Genomic DNA, 17,113 nt, shown 5'->3' with positions numbered 1-17,113 from the left:
ATCGTCTCCTGCTAAAACTGCAGGTTGTATCTGAACAGCACGCCACGGCCGGGCGCATCAAGGCCCCAGCTTATGCCACGATAATTGCGGTCGCCAATGTTGTAGAAATCAATCAGCACCTGATGGCGCTCGCCGAGCCTGACGCCGCCGCGAATGCTGAAAGTGATGTAACCGGGAATCGCGGTGTAAAGCGGCGCTGAGTTGACACCCACGCCGAGCACCCGATCCTGTATCTGCGCGAGCGTCTCGCCGGTAGAGATCAGCCTGTCGTCGGCGTTTCTCGCAATGCCGTCGGGTCCCGCACTGACCAGTCCGCCAAATCTCGCGCCGTTGTTGAAGAAGTTCGCGATTGAGCTGCGCGAACGGGTTGCGCCCGTCCGCCGGTCTTCGAGGTCGAGAGTGGAAAGGCTTTCCTGCCTTCCGGCCGCATGAATGTACGGCTCAATCCAGAACTTCCCGCTTGCGGGCGCGTAGCGAAGCTTCAAGTAGCCATCGGGCGCGGGCGTTCCGCCTTCGATGTTCGGCGGAAGGTCCGTGTCCTTGTCGCGGGCGTGCAAGTAAGTGAAGATCGTGCCAATCGACCAGTCGGATTTGATTCTGAAATCGAACGTGTGCTCGAACCCATGGATTCGCGCGTCGCTGAAGTTGGCTCGCAGCAGCACGGGATTGGTCGACGCAGCGACGAAGACCACCCCGTTCGGGTTCTGCGCCGTAATGGTCTCGCCGCCGAGCTGCAGGCCCACCGCGCCCAGGGGCAATATCAATGCCTGCTTGGTGATGTTGTCAAAGATGTTATTGATGAAAAAAGTAAAGTCCGTATCCACGCGCCTCGTGTAATAACGAACGCCGGCTTCATAGCTCTGACTCGTCTCGGACTTCGTCTGCTCGACCAGCCGTCCCGTCGAGATGGCCTGGTTGTCGGCGGTTGATCCGATAGTGGCGCCGAGACCGGCCACCGCCGACGCAGGGACCTCAAAGCCCGAGCCGGTCACCCCGAGCGTGTCAAGGTCGGTAAGGTGAGGAGCGCGAAACCCGCGACTGAAATTAGCCATCAGGCTCAGGCCGTCGACTGGCGTGACGACAATGCCCGCGCGGTAAGTCCAGTCGTCAACTCGTAGCGAGTCGCTGGGCCAGAGCGGATTGCCGTTGAGCAGCGGCGAGTCTTCGGCGCGCGCACGGTACGAGGCCACGTTCCACCGCAGGTTGCCCGTCAATCGCAGCTTGCTCGGTATCACTTCGAACACGTCCTGAAGGAAGATGCCGCCTTTGCGATAGCGCGCATTGTCGGGCACACGCGGGCGGCGTAGAGTCGTCGCCTTCGTCACAGGGTTGACGCCGAACGAAGGAGAGTTGATCCGATCATTGAAAAAATCTGCCCCTAACAAAAGGTTCTGTCGGGATCCTATGAGCTTTGAGGCATATGCCTGAAAGCCGTGAACGTTCGTGCGCTCGTATTCGTGATTGATCGAGGCGTTGGGATCGCCGTTGCCCCCCTGGTTGACACGCTCTTCGCGTTGAGAGTTGAGCGAATACGACGCGGTAAAGCTATCGAGCCACCCCACTCGCACTTTGTCGTACTTGATGTAGAAGAAATCAAGCATGAGGTTGCGCAGGTCCGCAATCAGGTTGCCGTCGCCCCCGAGCAGTTGATCGTACCTTCGGCCTCCATCCTGCTGGCCACGCATATAGCTGGCGATGAGCTGCGAGCCTTCCGCAGGTTGCCAGCTCATCTTCATCATGCCGCCGTATTGTGTGAACGCCGTATCAGGCAGGCGGCCGTCGATCACCAGGTCCGAGCTGAGATTGAAGAATCTGGTCACCGCGTTGTGCGAATCGCGCTCGCGCCCAGTCCTGATTGTATTGGCCCGCTGGCCGGCGATGTTCGCCATCAGTCCGAATTTGGGCGTGGCGAATGATGTTGAGAGGTTCGAGCCAAAGCCGGCGTCGGCGCTGTTGAAGAAGACGCCCATCCGGCCATGCACGTTGTCACCGCCCGCCGCGTACACGGGCGTGCGCGAAAGAAACTGTACGCTGCCGCCGATGGCGTCGCTGCCGTACTGCGCGCTGTTAGGCCCGCGCAGGATCTCGACTGCCTGCAGACTCGACGCATCAATCAAATCCAGAAACGTGCTGACGCCTCCTCTTTGCGTCGAGGTCGAATATCGAATGCCGTCTATGAAGACGTTCACTTTATTTCCGGTAAGTCCGCGCACGAAGATGCCTGCCATCGCCGGGCTTGTTCGCTGGAGGTGCACGCCGACCTCTTCGTTGGCAACCTGGGCGACGACCGATGTAGCCCGTTCTTCGATTTGCTGCGCGCTGATGACGTTGACCTGCTGCGATATGCTCTCGACGCTTTCGACAAGGCCCGGATTAGCCGTCACCGTCACCTCCTCAGTGAGTGCGCGCGGCTCGATCGTGATCTCTATGTTTTCAGCGCCGTTGGCTCCCACACTTAAAGCTATGCGACGGTCGGCGAATCCACGAGAAGCGACAAGCAGCAGGTAGCTTCCCTTCGGAACATCCGCGATTGTGAAGCGGCCCTGCGCATCGGTCTTTGAGGAGCCAATGACTGCTCGCTGCGCACTGAGCAGCGAGACAGACGCATCGGACACAACCGCGCCTGACTGATCGCGCACGACGCCCGATACCGTGACTCCTTCAGTCGCGTACGCCGCGCCCGGTAGAGAAAGAAAAAGAAAGAGGCCGGCCAGCTCGTACATCACGTTTCGGAACTGGCCTGCCTTCAGAAGCCGCAGCATTTGCTTCTCCTTAGAAAGTGTTCGACAAACTTCAGTTTGTCATCGCGTCCGAATGCGGCGTATCAACGACTCAGCGACAAACTGAAGTTTGTCGGCCATCACTGCATGGTTATCGTTTCATGAAAAACTGCTTTCTGCCACTAAGACACCAAGGCACGAAGGAGCACCAACGAGTTAAGGTAGTGTGCTTATTTTGGCTCTGGAACGAAAGTCGGAGGAGCGTCACGAGTATCTTGATGGGCTGATTTATGCCATGGCGGGGGAGAGCCCTGAGCATGGAATAGAGGACTTCTCTCGAGTGATTGCCGATAATCCCACCAACTGTGAGACCGTGTCAAAACCTGAATGATACCGACGCCAGTTTCCATTAGCCCAGGCGTTCACGCCTGGGTCACGCGTGCAGGCCGATCAGAGAGCCCGGTTCACCGGGCTTTGGTTTCGCCTTCAGGCAATCCTTCGTGTAAGGAATTCGACATTCCAAAAAGCTTGAAGCTGCGTGGGAAGCGCCGCGAACAGGCTAACCTAATCATCCACTGGTTCGCTGGATACCATCGGGCTTTAGCCGATGGAGCTTCAGTTTCGACCTAATGGCTTTAAGCCGATGGATCTCCAAGGCTCAAGCTTGCCCGTAAGGCTGAAACTGAAGCTCCATCGGCTAAAGCCCGATGGTATCTCTAGACTCATGCTTGCCCGTCGCTGAACGCCTGGGCTAGTGGAAAACGCTTGTCGGTGTCGTTCGGGTTCCAACTTGCGCTGTTAAGCTCAGTTCTGCGAGCCGTGTCTCAACTTTCTATCAAAGAAATCGGATGCGGCGTGATAAGTCCGCAGCCAATTCTCGTGGCGCAAGAAGTCATGCACGTCGTCCGGGAAAACCAGCTCTTCAAATTCAACGCCCCGCTCGCGAAGCTTGCGCACAAGCTCGACCGTCTGATTGAACTGTACGTTTCGATCATCGTCACCGTGAATCAACAGCACCGGCGATTTCCATTTGTCCACCGAGCTGATCGGTGAAGACTCTCGGCCGAGCTTTGCGAGATCACCCGTCGCCCACGGTGAGGGTCCGACTCGCCTGCTCCAATCGTGAACGCCGTGAAGATCAACTCCGGCCGCGAACAAATCCGAATCGCGCGCAAGCCCCATCGCCGTCAAGTAGCCGCCGTACGAACCGCCCCACAACCCGATTCGCTTGGCTTCGACGTCGCTTCTCGAGCGCAAGTACTTGCCTGCCGCGACGACGTCTTGATACTCGGAAGCGCCGCGCGGCCCGCGATGCTTTGCTTCACGAAACGCGCGGCCGTAGCCGATCCCGCTTCGATAGTTGACCGACAACACCACATAGCCCCGGCTCGCGAGATACTGATTCATCGCGTATGAATTGTGATAGTAGTAGCTGTAATGCCAGGTGGGCAGCATCTGCCGAATCGGGCCGCCGTGCATGAAGACAATGCCCGGCGCGCGGCCCGGCGTGTTCTTCGGCTTGAACAACTGCCCGTGGATTTCCATCCCGTCGGCTGCTTTGAACGTCACCTGCTCGGGCTCGACCAACTGGGTAGCGGGAAAATCTGCCGGCATGATTTGGGGTGCAAGCGGCTTAGCCCCCTTCCCGTCCGCCGCCGCAATGTAAGGAAGAAAAGGATGCCTTGCGGTCGCTTGCATGAACGCGACCTGCTTCCCGACGTTCACCATCGCCGGATACATCTCGATGCTGTCACCTTGAGTGAGTTGCAGCGGCTCACTACCGGCGACGCTCACTTTCCAAAGATGGCGGTAATTGATGCCGCGCGCATTGGAAGCTACGATCATAAAAGAACGATCAGCGGACCAGGTTACGTTCTCGACTTCGTAGCTGCCAGGCGTCAGCGCGGTCACCGCGCCGCCATTGGAGCTCATCGAGTACAGGTGCGCCCACCCGTCTTTCTCCGACGCGAACACGATTCGATCACTGGCGGCCCACTGCAACTGGTTGTCTCCCATCGGCAAGCGTGAGTACGAATCCATCTCGCCGTTGCCGGACTTCCAGATTTCTTTTCCAACGCCGCTGGCCACATCGACCACTCGAATCGACCAGGGCAGAAGCCGTTCTTTGTCGGCCGAAAGAGTGTCGGCTACGTTGAACAGGCGAACGTAAGCGATTCGCTTTCCATCAGGCGACCAGCGAGGCTCGATGTCCCGGTCCACGCTTGGCTCGAGGAACCTGATTCGCGGCGAACCTGGTTCATAAATCGCGATGAACGAATGATCTCCACGGGTGGAAACGAAGGCCAGGCGCGAGCCATCAGGAGACCACACCGGCGAAGCTACACCGCCGCGAATCTCGAACATCTTCTTTGCGGCGCCGGCGAGTTTTGCTACTCCGGCAGGAACGGTCGCGGCCCAGAGGTGGTCTTCGCGTTCGAAGATCACTCGATCGCCTCGCGGTGAAAACGAAGGCGAGCTTCCTTCTCCGGCTCTAGCGGTCGCGCCACTTCGTGTGTTGACCAGCCACACTTCTTGCTTCGCGCCGGCAGGATCGCTGGTCGGATTCGGAATGTCTTTCTCAGAATTAGGCGGCCCACCGCGCACGTAAGCGATCCAGTTTCCATCCGGCGAAAAAACCGGTTCGGTGATCTCCTGCCCGTCGTCCTTGTCATAGCGGGTCAGTTGTCGTCCTTTGAACGCGGGCGCTTCGGCAACCCAAATATTGCGCTTGCCGCGGTGATCAAAGACCCAGGCGAGCTTGTTGCCGTTCTTGGAAGCAATCAAGTCAGACGGAAACGGAGAGCTGAGGACTTGTTCTAGCATGAAGCCGTTGCCACAAACTATCGAGGGCAAAATCAGCAAAAGAGTGATGGGAAATAGCAGGTATGCAAATCGTCTTAGAGCGTTCATGACCCCTCCCGATAAGAGCAAGTTGGTGTGCTAGATTGCGACTAGGCCTTATATGCCTTGCGCTTATAGCTGTCAAGCACCGCATACGTGTTGGAAACGCAGTTGCTTCAGGACTGCGGTTAGCTAATAATGGCTTTGCAATGAGCGCGTCAATGCTACAAACCGAATATCCTTTCGAGGGTGTGGGAACGTTTGATAGCCTCTTCCCACCAACCCAACCTCAAGATGAGAAGTTAGAAATTGGGCTTCAATCTTTTGATGAAACGGTCGATGGCCGACTCGTAGTTACGCGAGCTCTTTTTCGCCTTGTCAGATCTGGAAGAGGCGCTCTTGCTTTGCCGGGGATCGATGAGCCTCTAGAAGTCGGGGTCACTCTATCCGAATCAGGGGCGGAAAAACTCCTCTATGGGGCGAAGCTCTATCGCAAGCTCAAGTATATCGAGAGAGTCTTCAACGTGAAGTTTTCCCTTCCGAACGAGATCTCGTCGAAAGAGGTGCAGAGTGTAGAAAGAGTCTTTCGCGGAATCACGGAAGGAGCATTTAGTATGCGTTATGCGGAGGCTACGTTCCGATTCTCACCGCAGGATATTAATCTTAGCGAGCCGCCGTATTCCAGCCCTGGACATTTTGATGCCATCATCAGCGAAGAGATTGGGCTATTCGATCAGAGTTTAAGAGTTGGTCCCGTAACGGTTTACATAGATAGAGCCCACCTCGCGAATCCCCGAGTAATGGACGAGGTACGGAAGGGCTCCAACGAGCCTGTGCTTGTGCGCTTCGAGATACTGGATAATCAAATGCGGTTTCGATTTGAGGACTACGTTAAACAGTCGAGGGAAGCCCTAGTCGAGCCGCTCGAACGCTTCAAGCAGGAACTCGCTCTTGAAGACCCTGAGGAATTGGTTGACCTAGTTTCTGAACCGCTTGCCAAAGATGTGTCGTCTTCGGAGGCTGCTCAAATAGCAGTAGGCTGGACGTTCTACACCCGCTTGACGGATCGCTTTTGCCCGCAGGATCCAGAGATTGATCGGTCCACCGGACATTGGCGCGTACCGATATGGTTGGTGTATGCAAACGGTGAGGGCGGGTCGGTGGGCGACTTGCTCATACACAAGAAGAGCGGAGTTATCCTCAGTCACACTCCAATGGAAGAAATTCGCAGCAGAGCAATGGCGCTTGCGGATACGATACTTCATGCCGGATAAGCCTCCTCTGAATAAGCAGGAAACATTATATTCCTGCGTGCCAGCCTGCCTAAAGATGGTGCTTACATCACTGGGAGTCTCCAAGACAGAGCAAGAACTACGAGTATTATGTGATTGCACTTATGACTCGCCTTTGCTGCCAGGCGGAACTGATCCTTTCAAGCTAAAGATTGCCGCGCAGACTTTGGGTTTCGCTAACACGCAGATCGAAAACCTTACGATTGACGAGTTGAGGTCAGAACTGGCGCGTGGGCTTTATCCAATTGCCTATTTGAAAGCGAAGTTAGCGCCCAGAATGCCGCGTCAATTCCACGCAGTCGTGGTGGTAGACATAACCGAGAATGATGTCGAAGTGCTGGACCCTTGGCGCGGCGAACTCGTTCTTTCTTTAGAAGACTTCCTGACCGAGTGGGCGCGTGGAATCACAATTCTTGTCGAGAGGTAAGATCAGCTTCTCTCAAGAGTCATTAATCGAATACTTCTTCAGCAACCCGCGCGCGATCACCAATCTCTGAAGCTCGTTCGTTCCGCCGCCGATGATCAACAAAGGCGCGTCGCGATAATACCGCTCGACCGGAAAGTCTTTCGCGTAGCCGTTGCCGCCGAAGATTCGCATCGCATCCAGCGAGCACTCCTGAGCCGTCTCAGTCGCGAACAGCTTCGCCATTCCGGCTTCAAGATCGCAACGCTCACCGCGATCTTTCTTCTCGGCTGCCGCGTAGACAAGCAAGCGTGAGGCTTCGATCTTGGTTGCCATGTCGGCGAGCTTGAGTTGAATTGCCTGATGCTCGCAGATCGGTTTGCCGAAAGTGCGCCGTTCCTGCGAGTACTTGATTGCTTCCTCGAATGAAGCTCGCGCGATTCCCAATCCTCGCGCTGCGACGTTGATGCGCTCGCTTTCAAGCCCGGTCATCACGTGCTTGAAGCCTTCGCCTTCCGAGCCGCCAATCAGGTTCTCAGCCGGCACGCGAAAGTTTTCAAACAGCAGCTCGCATGTCTCAAGGCTCTTGTAACCGAGCTTGTCGATGTCCCGGCTTACGGTCAGACCGGGCTCACCTTTCTCGGCTACGAACGCGCTCATACCGGCATAAGCGGGCTTCGCGTGGCTGTCCGTTTTGGTCAGTAGCAACATGATCTCCGCGCGGCGGCCGTTGGTGATCCACATCTTGGAGCCGTTGATGTAGTAATAGTTTTCTCGCCGCTCGGCGGTTGTCCGGATTGCTTGAAGGTCGGTGCCGGCGTGCGGCTCGGTCAAGCAAATGGCGCCGCGCTTCTCACCGGTCGCCATTATCGGAAGGAAGCGTCGCTTCTGATCTTCGGTGCCGAATCGCGAGACAACATCGGCCAGCACGCAATGAGTCCCGAGAATCCCCGCAAGTCCCATCCACACTCGCGAGATTTCTTCGAAGATCATCGCGAACACGGTGTAGCTCAAATCCAACCCACCGTGTTCCTCGGGTATGTTCGAACCGAACAACCCGAGCTTCTTCATTCCTTCGACAATCTCGTCGGGATATTCGTTGCGGTGTTCAAGCTCCGACGCAACCGGCGCGACTTCTTTGTCGAGAAACTTCTTGACGGTTGCGAGGATTAGTTGTTCTTCTTCGTTGAGGATGTAAGCCATCTGCGCCTCCGCAAGCGGGGCAATGATAGCACGCGTTCGAAAGTTCTCAGAAGCGGAACGCGGAGGCACGATTCATACCGGGCTTTGCGGAAAACACAGGTTCGCGCAAGGATCGCAAAGAACCGCAAAGCCGGGACTTCCAATGGCCCTACGGGTGCCCGAGCGCAATGATCGAACAGGTGAATGAACCAGGGTTACCACCGAGGTTGTGCGCCAGCCCGAGCTTCATGTCTTTCACTTGTCGCTCGCCTGCTTTGCCTTGGAGTTGGTGATAGATCTCATAAAGCATGCGCAAGCCGCTCGCGCCGATCGGATGGCCGAACGATTTCAACCCGCCGTCGGTGTTCACCGGCAAGTCGCCCTTCAAAGTGAACGCGCCCGAGTCGATGTCGATCTTCGCCTTGCCCGGCTCCGAAAAGCCGAGGTCTTCGTAGATGATCATTTCGGTGATCGAGAAGCAGTCATGCACTTCGGCCATGCTGACTTCTTTGCGCGGGTCTTTGATCCCCAGTTGATCGTAGACTTGTCTGGCCGCCATTTTCGTTTCAGGGAAACTGGTGAAGTCAAAGTCCGGGTCCATCCTTCCAGTGCCGGGACCGACCGCAAGCCCCATCGCCTTGATCGTGACGAAATCCTTGTTGAACTTCGGCGCAAGCTCGGTTCGAGTGATTATTGCCGCCGCGGCTCCATCAGTCGTCGGGCAGCAATCAAACAATCCAAGCGGTGAAGCGATCATCGGCGCTTTCATTGCTTGCTCAATGGTGATCTCTTTTTGAAAGTGAGCCTTCTTGTTGCGCGCGCCGTTGTAGTGATTCTTAACCGAGATCTTTGCAAGCTCTTCTTTGCCCGCGCCGTACTTGTGAAAATAGCGATTGGCCGAGAGCGCGAAAGCTCCTGGCGCTGTATTGCCCGCGCCGATCACCGACGAAGCAGCGCCCGGCAATCCCGAATAGCCCGAGTCTTTCAGCTTCTCAAACCCGACGACCAGCACCAGATCGTAGGCTCCGGCGGCGACCGCGAACGCGGCGTTGCGAAGAGCATCCTGACCGGTCGCGCACATGTTCTCGACGCGTGTGATCGGAATGTACTGAAGCTTGAGCGGGCGCGAGAGCGCTTGCCCAGATATGCCTGATACAAGCGTGCCGACCCATGCGGCCTCGATCTGGGCAGGCTCGACGCCGGCGTCTTCGAACGCCTCGTAAGCGGCTTCGACTATCAAGTCGTCTTCGCTCTTGTCCCAGTGCTCGCCGAATTTTGTGCAACCCATCCCGATGATCGCTACACGGTCGCTGAGGTTTTTCATGGTTGTCTCCTATGCCGGTTTAGGGTTCAGGGTTCAGGGTTCAGAGTTCAACTCGTCAGTCGCCGACGCTGAACCGTGATGCTGAACCGGAACCCTGAACCCTGAACTCGGAACCGATCTAGATTCTACCATTCAGGCCCTGTCGATCAAGCGAGCACGGCGCGGAATTGTCGGCCCGCCGCTTGATGTTGGTGGCTGAGGTGTGTCATATATTGCCCGCAACCGTTCAGAGTCCAACCTTCCGGTTGCCGGTGAGGGGCAAGCTAAAGCTTGAACTCTAAACTTAAAGCTTGAACTCTAAACTTTCAGCTCGCGGAGACTAATTATGTGGACCAAACTGAATCGCAGAGACTTCGTTAAGTCTGCCATCGGCGCAAGCGCGGCAATGAACGTCCTGGATCGAGCGCCTATGGTCTTGGGCGACGTGCGAGGCGCGAACGGTCAAGTCAACGTCGCCCTGATCGGGGCGGGCGGCCGCGGCAACGATCTGCTCGGGTGGGTCATGAAGACCGGTGAGCAGCCCAACACCCCGGCTCGCGTCGTCGCCGTGTGTGATGTTTACGCCAAGCGTTTGAATGCGGCCAAAGAGAAGGCGAAGTGCGACGGCTCTATGGACTATCGCGAGATACTCGACCGCAAAGACGTCGACGCGGTCATCATCGCCACTCCGGATCACTGGCACGCGCGCATGGCGATCGATGCGATGGACAAAGGCAAAGACGTCTATCTTGAAAAGCCGATGACTCACACCATCGAGGAAGCAAAACGAGTCTATGAGAAAGTGAAGGCCAGTGGGCGCGTGCTTCAAGTCGGTTCACAGACCACAAGCTCGGATCAATGGTGGAAGGCTCGCAAGGCAATTCAGGACGGGATGATCGGCAAGCTGATAATGAGCCAGGGGTCTTATCATCGAAACTCGACGGGCGGCGAATGGAACTGGAAGATCGATCCCGCCGCCGGGCCTGATGGCAAGGGCGAGGACTTCATCGATTGGAAGTCCTGGCTTGGCGAGGCGCCGAAGCGCAAGTACGACGCCGACCGCTTCTTCCGCTTTCGCAAGTACTGGGACTACTCCGGCGGCATCGCGACCGATCTCTTCTATCACGTGATGGCGCCGCTGAACATCTGCTGGGGCGAGGCTCAGTTTCCGTATCGCGTGAGTGCGAGCGGCGGCACGTACATCTTTAAAGACGAGCGCGAGGTCCCGGACACGTTCAATTTGATGGCTGACTACGCGCAAGGTCATACGCTGGTGCTCAGCTCTTCGATGGCCAACGAGACCCACATCCCCGGGCTGATACGCGGACACGAGGGCACGATAATGATGGTTCCCGATGGAAGGTTCGAAGGCAAAGTCGAGTCGATCACGGTCACACCCTCACGCATCGCGAAGCAGCAGTTCGAAGGAAAATACGGCGCGAGTGAAGTGAAGCTGAACTGCGAACCTCGTGAGTCTCACATGGAAAACTTCCTGCGCTGCGTGCGCACTCGCGAGAAACCGGTGCTCGATGCGTTGACGGCTTACAAGGCGATGGTGACCATCGGGATGAGCGTGCAGTCTTACCGCGAAGGCCGCGTGCTTTTCTTTGACGAGCGCAAACAAAAGGTGGTCTCCGAAGCACCGAAGGCCTAGAGTCACTCAGCCTGAGTGATTTGTAGATCTCCTGGGTCATCCAGCTCGATGGGGATGAGTTCCGATATGAAGCCTCAAGTCAACCGCAGGACTGTCGACCTCAGCGCTTACCCCGACCTGGTTGTCATCTATCTAGGCATGCGAGTGAACATGCTCGCCGGCATAAAAACCCTGATCGGCTTCGGGCCCAGAATCTCCAAGTCCGTAGAAGACGAGCCCGACGGGTTGCTGCTGCACGAGAACTTTCTCTTCTCGCTCTTTCCGCCTCACGCCGGCATGAGGCAGTATTGGCGCGATTTTGAATCTCTCGAAAGATGGACCAGATCGGAACCACACCGGCAGTGGTGGAAGGAGTTTCTGCGGGATTCGGGAGGCACCGGCTTCTGGCACGAAGCCTACTTTATCCGAGGCGGCATGGAAGCGGTTTACATCGACATCGACGTGCCGCTTGGTTTCTCAGCCTTTGCGCCGGTGGTACCAGCGCGCGGGGCAATGTTCTCCGCGCGCCGCCGGCTCAATCTGAGTGGAGAGGCAAACACAGCCGCGCCCGCCGCGCCCATTACCGAGGACGATCTTTACGGCCTGGCTCAGACCCCGAAGCAAGCTTGATGCGTGATTCGCGATTCATCTGCGGGCGACCAGGTTAGAGCAAACGACCCACTTGCCTTCAACGAACCCTCCAACCAGTGTGTACACTTCGGTCGTAGAACCGGTGGTCACTTTCCAATTGCGGAACAATTTGTCGGGAGGCTTCGTGTCCAGCTCCACCCGGCTGTTAGGAAGTGCGTAGACCATTCGCGCGAAGCTGGAGACCTCAGCCGGGCTCGCGTTACCCCGAAGAACAGCGGGCAGCAGCGTCTGGAGCTTCGTCTGAGCCTCGGCGCGAGCCTCGGCCATTTTTGCTTCCTGTGCGTTCTTTGCGTCGAGTTGTTGCTGGGCCTGGTCGGCGCGCGATTTGAGCGCTGCGTTCTCCTGGGTGAGCTTTTTCTTTTCCGATTCGCTCGACGAGTAAAGCGCATAGTTCGTTGAAAGCAGCACAATCGCGCCGGCGAGCGCCGCGATGCTGATGATCAGAGCCAGAAAGAGCCAGCGCCTTTTTGCTGATTCGGTTTGCTCGATCTGATCTTTGATATTGTCGACGTCGCTTTGGTTATAGCTTACAGACCACTCAGCCGTTCGAGCGCCCTGGTGAGGTTGGTGAGTTTGTTGGTTCGTGATTGCCATAGCTCCTCTCGAAGGTGATTGAGGTTCGATCGAGCCTGGGCGGTATTTACTGCGTTCCGCAATGCCATCTTACCCTCACATCAAGCCGAATGCACGATAAGAATGGAACGGTTTGTCCTAATCTTGTGTTGGTCGATCGACCAGGACACTATCGAGCGAGCGCGTATTTGGACCGCGGTGGCGTCTTTGCGTTGCCACCGCTTTCTGTCGTGTCGTAGGCGATAACCAGAAAGCGGCGGCAACGCACAAAGGCCGCCGCAGTCCAGATATTTCGTCGCCCGTCATCGACTTCGGCGGCTCAATTTGAAACTCCCGGCCTCCCGTGATAAGACTCTAGCCGCAGCACTCCAGTGGTCGAATCCAGCTTTTCTAAACAGGCAAACGGTTTCGCGTTACGCGTAACGCCATCAATGAAGGAGCATTGCGATGACTGAGATTGGAAGATTGAGGAAGAGCTACACGCTCGCTTGGTTTGTGCTTTTTATCATCTCGTTTTGTATTCCCACCAGGATCGAAGCCCAACAGAAGGGATATGACCAAAGCCTGCTGAAGGGATTACAGTGGCGCAGCATTGGCCCGTTCCGCGGCGGGCGCTCGACCGCAGTCGCCGGCGTCACATCGCAACAGAACGTCTTCTACTTTGGCGCGACCGGGGGTGGCGTTTGGAAAACTAATAATGGTGGCAGCAGCTGGGAGCCCATCTCGGATGAATACTTCAAGACCGGGTCGGTCGGGGCGATCGGAATCTCAGAGTCAGATCCGAACGTTGTGTACGTGGGCATGGGCGAGTCGCCCATTCGCGGAAACGTCTCGCACGGGGACGGCGTGTACAAATCGACCGACGCAGGCAAGACATGGAAGCACGCCGGACTCGACGACACTCGCCAGATCGCCCGCGTGCGAGTGCATCCGCGCAACTCCGATATCGTTTATGTCGCGGCGCTGGGTCACGTGTTCGGGCCTAATGAACAACGCGGCGTATTTCGCTCGACAGATGGCGGCAAGAACTGGCAGAAGGTGCTCTATCGTAGCAACAAAGCGGGCGCGCAGGACCTGATACTCGATCCGACTAACTCAAATACTATCTATGCCGCGCTATGGGAAGTGTATCGTCAGCCGTGGACTCTAGAGAGCGGCGGGCCCGGCGGCGGCATCTTCAAGTCAACCGATGCCGGCGACACCTGGACCGAGATCACTCGTAATCAAGGACTACCCAGGGGCGTGGTCGGCAAAATTGGTGTCACGGTTTCGCCGATGAATTCCGACCGCGTGTGGGCGATCATCGAAGCCGAAGAGGGCGGCGTGTTTCGCTCGGACAACGCCGGCAAGACGTGGTCGAAGGTGAACGAGCAACGAAACCTTCGGCAGCGAGCCTGGTATTACACACGCATCTACGCCGATCCGAAGAACGCCGACACGGTCTACGTGCTGAACACTGGATTTTATAAGTCGAACGACGGAGGCCGCACGTATTCTAGCATTCGCGTCGGGCACGGCGACTGTCATGATTTGTGGATTGCGCCCGGCGATCCGATGCGAATGATCATAGGCGACGATGGCGGCGCGGAGGTGAGCTTCAACGGAGGCGGAAGCTGGAGCTCGATCAACAACCAACCTACTGCTCAGTTTTATCGCGTCGCGCTCGACAATGACTTTCCGTATCACATCTACGGCGCGCAGCAAGACAACTCGACCGTTCGAATCCCGAGCCGCACGACCGAAGGAGGCATCGATCGAACCGATTGGTACGAGGTGGGCGGCGGCGAGAGCGGCTGGATTGCGCCAAGCCCGAAGGACTCTCAAATCGTCTATGCAGGTTCGTACAGCGGGTTGATGACGCGTCAAGACCGCCGCACCGGGCAAGAGCGCAACGTGAACCCCTGGCCCGAGAACCCGATGGGCTGGGGAGCGGGAGAGTTGAAATACCGCTTCCAATGGAACTTCCCTATACTCTTTTCGCCGCACGATCCGAACACCTTGTACGCCGGCGCAAACGTGCTCTTCAAGTCGACCAACGAAGGGCAGAGCTGGCAGCCAATCAGTGGAGACCTGACTCGCAACGACAAATCCAAGCAGGGCTCCTCGGGCGGACCGATCACTAAAGACAACACCAGCGTCGAGTACTACTGCACGATCTTTACCGCGATGGAGTCGCCCGTCGAGAAGGGCACGATCTGGGTCGGCTCTGATGACGGTCTCGTGCACGTCACCCGCGACGGCGGCAAGAACTGGCAGAAAGTCACACCCCCCGGCATGCCCGAGTGGATTCAAATCAACTCGATCGATGCTTCGGCGTTCGACGCGGGCACGGCTTATGTCGCCGCTACGATGTACAAGCTCGATGACTTCCAACCGTACCTCTACAAAACGAATGACTACGGCAAGACGTGGAAGAAGATCACGAATGGCATTCGCGACAACGCGTTCACGCGCGTGATCCGCGAAGACCCTAATCGTCGCGGAACGCTGTATGCCGGGACCGAGACTGGCCTGTATGTTTCTTTTGACGACGGCGACAACTGGCAGTCGCTTCAACTCAACCTGCCCGTCGTGCCGATAACCGACCTTGCGGTTCACAAGCGCGAGAAAGACCTGGTCGCCGCAACTCAGGGCCGCTCCTTCTGGGTGCTTGATGATCTACCGGTCCTGTATCAGCTCGCGGATGCAGCTAAGGCGGATGCTTACTTGTTCAAGCCCGAAGACACTTATCGACTGCCAGGAGGAGGCTTCGGCGGAGGCGGTGGCGGAAGCGCGGCTGTCGGGCGGAACCCCGCCGCCGGCGCGGTAATCTACTACTACCTCAAGAACAAACCCGCGGGTGAGGTCTCGCTCGAGCTCACCGATGCTTCGGGAACCTCGATCAGGAAGTTCACAAGCAGAGCGAGCGATGGACAAGCGCCGGCCGCGCCGACCGGTGACGAAGAGGGTTTCTTTGGGGGCGGCGGCCCGCGTAGAGCGCCTGCAGAAGCAGGGCTGAATCGCTTCGTTTGGGATATGAGGTATCCGGATGCGACTCGGTTCCCTGGTCTGATAATGTGGGCGGGAAGCACGACCGGTCCTCGAATCGTCCCCGGCGGCTATCAAATCAAGCTCAGTGTCGACGGTAAGACGATGACGCAGAGCTTTGAGGTGAAGAAAGATCCGCGGCTCGAGACGACACAGGCCGACTTTGCGAAGCAGCTCGAGTTGCTGTTGAAGATTCGGGATAAGTTCAGCGAGACGAGCGAGGCCGTCCTGCAGATCCGCGACGCGCGCAAACAGATCGACGACATCACCAACAGATTGAAGGACCAGCCGAGCGGCAAGGCGATCGCGGACGCAGCCAAGTCGCTAAAGGCGAAGCTCACGGCAGTCGAAGAGGAGCTATACCAGACCAAGAATCAGAGCAGTCAGGACCCGCTGAACTATCCGATTCGGCTGAACAACAAACTCGCCGCGCTCACTGGAGTGGCCAGTAGCGCGGACGCCTCTCCGACTGACCAGACTTACGCGGTGTACGAGGAGCTGGTGGGAAAAATAAACGCTCAGTTGCAGAGGCTCGACCAGATCATCCGGAGCGATCTGCCGGCGTTCAACAAAATGGTGCGCGACCAGGATATTCCGGCAGTCATCGTGAAACCCAAGGCGAGGGAAAAATAGATTGATGTCCCGTAGACTGTCTGGTACTGAGTGTGACCGAGTACTGTTCCGCGGTCGAATAATCCGCAGACTAGTCCACGGTACATCCATTGCGCGGCAAGCTTTCTGGCACCCAGCTTGCAGAATTCTCAGGTTGATTGAAGGGCATCCTTTAGTCGGAGCTTATCATCAAGCAGTTAAACCCAAACTGCTCGACGGGAGGAATGTACTATGTACATACAAACAGGTAAAACTTTCATCGCGACGTTGATTGCGGTTGCACTTGTGCTGGGTGGCCTTGCGTGGGTCTCAAATGGGAAGAGCGCGGATGCTCCGGCTGCGCTTGCCCAAACAAATCCGAGCGCGCAGACAGTAGCGCAGCAGTCAGAGGCCGCGTCGGACTCCGCAGCCAATACAAGCGGGACGGCCTCCAGCCAGTCCTACGAGGACGGCTACAGGGCAGGATATCGTGACGGTCACCAGGATTGCGCGACGACCCAGAATACATCGGTCGCGTCGCGAGCTCGGTATGCTCCGCGTTATTCGTCACGCAGAGCGAGGGTAGCCGGGGCGAGATATTATGCTGAGCCGCGCAAAGATCATTCAATGAGGAACTTGATACTGACGATCGCAGGACCGGCTGCGGTGGGCGCTGGGATTGGCGCTATTGCTCGCGGCGGAAAGGGAGCCGGCATAGGCGCGTTACTCGGCGGCGGCGGGGGCGCCTTGTATCATCTTTACAAGAACAGGCGGCGGCGATAGACGGCCGCTCACAAAGGACACGCGGACAAGCGCCGCGGGTTCTGTGTCTAAGAAAGGGCCACGCTCTGGCGTGGCCCTTTCTGTTACTACGCAATCCTCGATTTCACTCTCACC

At 57.1% G+C, this 17,113-nt stretch carries 11 protein-coding genes; 6 read left to right on the top strand and 5 right to left on the bottom strand.

Features of this window, described 5'->3' with window-relative positions; translation table 11 throughout:
• Positions 1-11: 11 nt before the first annotated feature.
• Both AABO57_21780 and AABO57_21775 read right to left on the bottom strand, forming a co-directional pair.
• Positions 12-2,762, bottom strand: coding sequence for a TonB-dependent receptor (locus AABO57_21780; GenBank protein ID MEK6288356.1), 2,751 nt, complete (start codon positions 2,760-2,762; stop codon positions 12-14).
• A gap of 762 nt (positions 2,763-3,524) precedes the next feature.
• Positions 3,525-5,630: a prolyl oligopeptidase family serine peptidase gene (locus AABO57_21775; protein ID MEK6288355.1), complete on the bottom strand. Its 2,106-nt coding sequence runs from the start codon at positions 5,628-5,630 to the stop codon at positions 3,525-3,527.
• A 152-nt stretch (positions 5,631-5,782) separates the two neighbouring features.
• Between AABO57_21775 and AABO57_21770 the strand changes: the two genes are divergently transcribed.
• Positions 5,783-6,835, top strand: coding sequence for a hypothetical protein (locus tag AABO57_21770; GenBank protein MEK6288354.1), 1,053 nt, complete (start codon positions 5,783-5,785; stop codon positions 6,833-6,835).
• Complete coding sequence (locus tag AABO57_21765; protein ID MEK6288353.1) at positions 6,825-7,280, top strand: cysteine peptidase family C39 domain-containing protein; 456 nt, start codon at positions 6,825-6,827, stop codon at positions 7,278-7,280. Before AABO57_21770 ends, AABO57_21765 begins: the two co-directional genes overlap by 11 nt.
• A 12-nt stretch (positions 7,281-7,292) precedes the next feature.
• On the opposite strand, the gene AABO57_21760 is transcribed toward AABO57_21765, so the two are convergent.
• The gene (locus AABO57_21760) at positions 7,293-8,459 is read right to left on the bottom strand and encodes an acyl-CoA dehydrogenase family protein (protein ID MEK6288352.1); all 1,167 of its coding nucleotides are present in this window, start codon (positions 8,457-8,459) and stop codon (positions 7,293-7,295) included.
• 148 nt (positions 8,460-8,607) lie between these two features.
• Positions 8,608-9,762 carry an acetyl-CoA acetyltransferase gene (locus AABO57_21755; protein MEK6288351.1) on the bottom strand — a complete coding sequence of 385 codons (1,155 nt, stop codon included), beginning with the start codon at positions 9,760-9,762 and terminating at the stop codon, positions 8,608-8,610.
• A gap of 325 nt (positions 9,763-10,087) precedes the next feature.
• Between AABO57_21755 and AABO57_21750 the strand changes: the two genes are divergently transcribed.
• Both AABO57_21750 and AABO57_21745 read left to right on the top strand, forming a co-directional pair.
• A complete protein-coding gene (locus AABO57_21750; GenBank protein MEK6288350.1) occupies positions 10,088-11,395 on the top strand; it encodes a Gfo/Idh/MocA family oxidoreductase in 1,308 nt (435 codons plus the stop codon).
• A 66-nt stretch (positions 11,396-11,461) separates the two neighbouring features.
• Positions 11,462-12,004, top strand: a complete 543-nt coding sequence (locus tag AABO57_21745) for a phenylacetaldoxime dehydratase family protein (GenBank protein MEK6288349.1) — start codon at positions 11,462-11,464, stop codon at positions 12,002-12,004.
• 15 nt (positions 12,005-12,019) lie between these two features.
• Here AABO57_21745 and AABO57_21740 read toward each other — a convergent pair whose 3' ends face one another.
• Entirely contained in the window at positions 12,020-12,619 is a 600-nt protein-coding gene (locus tag AABO57_21740) for a hypothetical protein (GenBank protein ID MEK6288348.1), read from the bottom strand.
• Between the two features lie 426 nt (positions 12,620-13,045).
• On the opposite strand from AABO57_21740, the gene AABO57_21735 reads away from it, so the two are divergent.
• Together AABO57_21735 and AABO57_21730 are read left to right on the top strand one after the other, a co-directional pair.
• On the top strand, positions 13,046-16,258 hold the full coding sequence (locus AABO57_21735; GenBank protein ID MEK6288347.1) for a glycosyl hydrolase: 3,213 nt from the start codon (positions 13,046-13,048) through the stop codon (positions 16,256-16,258).
• A 210-nt stretch (positions 16,259-16,468) separates the two neighbouring features.
• Positions 16,469-16,999 (top strand): hypothetical protein, encoded by a 531-nt coding sequence (locus AABO57_21730; protein ID MEK6288346.1) that lies wholly within the window; start codon positions 16,469-16,471, stop codon positions 16,997-16,999.
• Positions 17,000-17,113: the final 114 nt, after the last annotated feature.

Source organism: Acidobacteriota bacterium (genome assembly GCA_038040445.1).
In the GTDB taxonomy this organism is placed as follows: Bacteria; Acidobacteriota; Blastocatellia; order UBA7656; family UBA7656; genus Onstottus_A; species Onstottus_A frigus.
The sequence above is the reverse complement of the archived record's forward strand: the minus strand, read 5'-3'. Positions and strand labels throughout refer to the sequence as shown.

What these genes read in the sequence shown, in the direction of transcription:
- AABO57_21780 (MEK6288356.1), bottom strand. Translation starts at nt 2,762, where the DNA reads ATGCTGCGGCTTCTGAAGGCAGGCCAGTTCCGAAACGTGATGTACGAG.
- AABO57_21775 (MEK6288355.1), bottom strand. Translation starts at nt 5,630, where the DNA reads ATGAACGCTCTAAGACGATTTGCATACCTGCTATTTCCCATCACTCTT.
- AABO57_21770 (MEK6288354.1), top strand. Translation starts at nt 5,783, where the DNA reads ATGCTACAAACCGAATATCCTTTCGAGGGTGTGGGAACGTTTGATAGC.
- AABO57_21765 (MEK6288353.1), top strand. Translation starts at nt 6,825, where the DNA reads ATGCCGGATAAGCCTCCTCTGAATAAGCAGGAAACATTATATTCCTGC.
- AABO57_21760 (MEK6288352.1), bottom strand. Translation starts at nt 8,459, where the DNA reads ATGGCTTACATCCTCAACGAAGAAGAACAACTAATCCTCGCAACCGTC.
- AABO57_21755 (MEK6288351.1), bottom strand. Translation starts at nt 9,762, where the DNA reads ATGAAAAACCTCAGCGACCGTGTAGCGATCATCGGGATGGGTTGCACA.
- AABO57_21750 (MEK6288350.1), top strand. Translation starts at nt 10,088, where the DNA reads ATGTGGACCAAACTGAATCGCAGAGACTTCGTTAAGTCTGCCATCGGC.
- AABO57_21745 (MEK6288349.1), top strand. Translation starts at nt 11,462, where the DNA reads ATGAAGCCTCAAGTCAACCGCAGGACTGTCGACCTCAGCGCTTACCCC.
- AABO57_21740 (MEK6288348.1), bottom strand. Translation starts at nt 12,619, where the DNA reads ATGGCAATCACGAACCAACAAACTCACCAACCTCACCAGGGCGCTCGA.
- AABO57_21735 (MEK6288347.1), top strand. Translation starts at nt 13,046, where the DNA reads ATGACTGAGATTGGAAGATTGAGGAAGAGCTACACGCTCGCTTGGTTT.
- AABO57_21730 (MEK6288346.1), top strand. Translation starts at nt 16,469, where the DNA reads ATGTACATACAAACAGGTAAAACTTTCATCGCGACGTTGATTGCGGTT.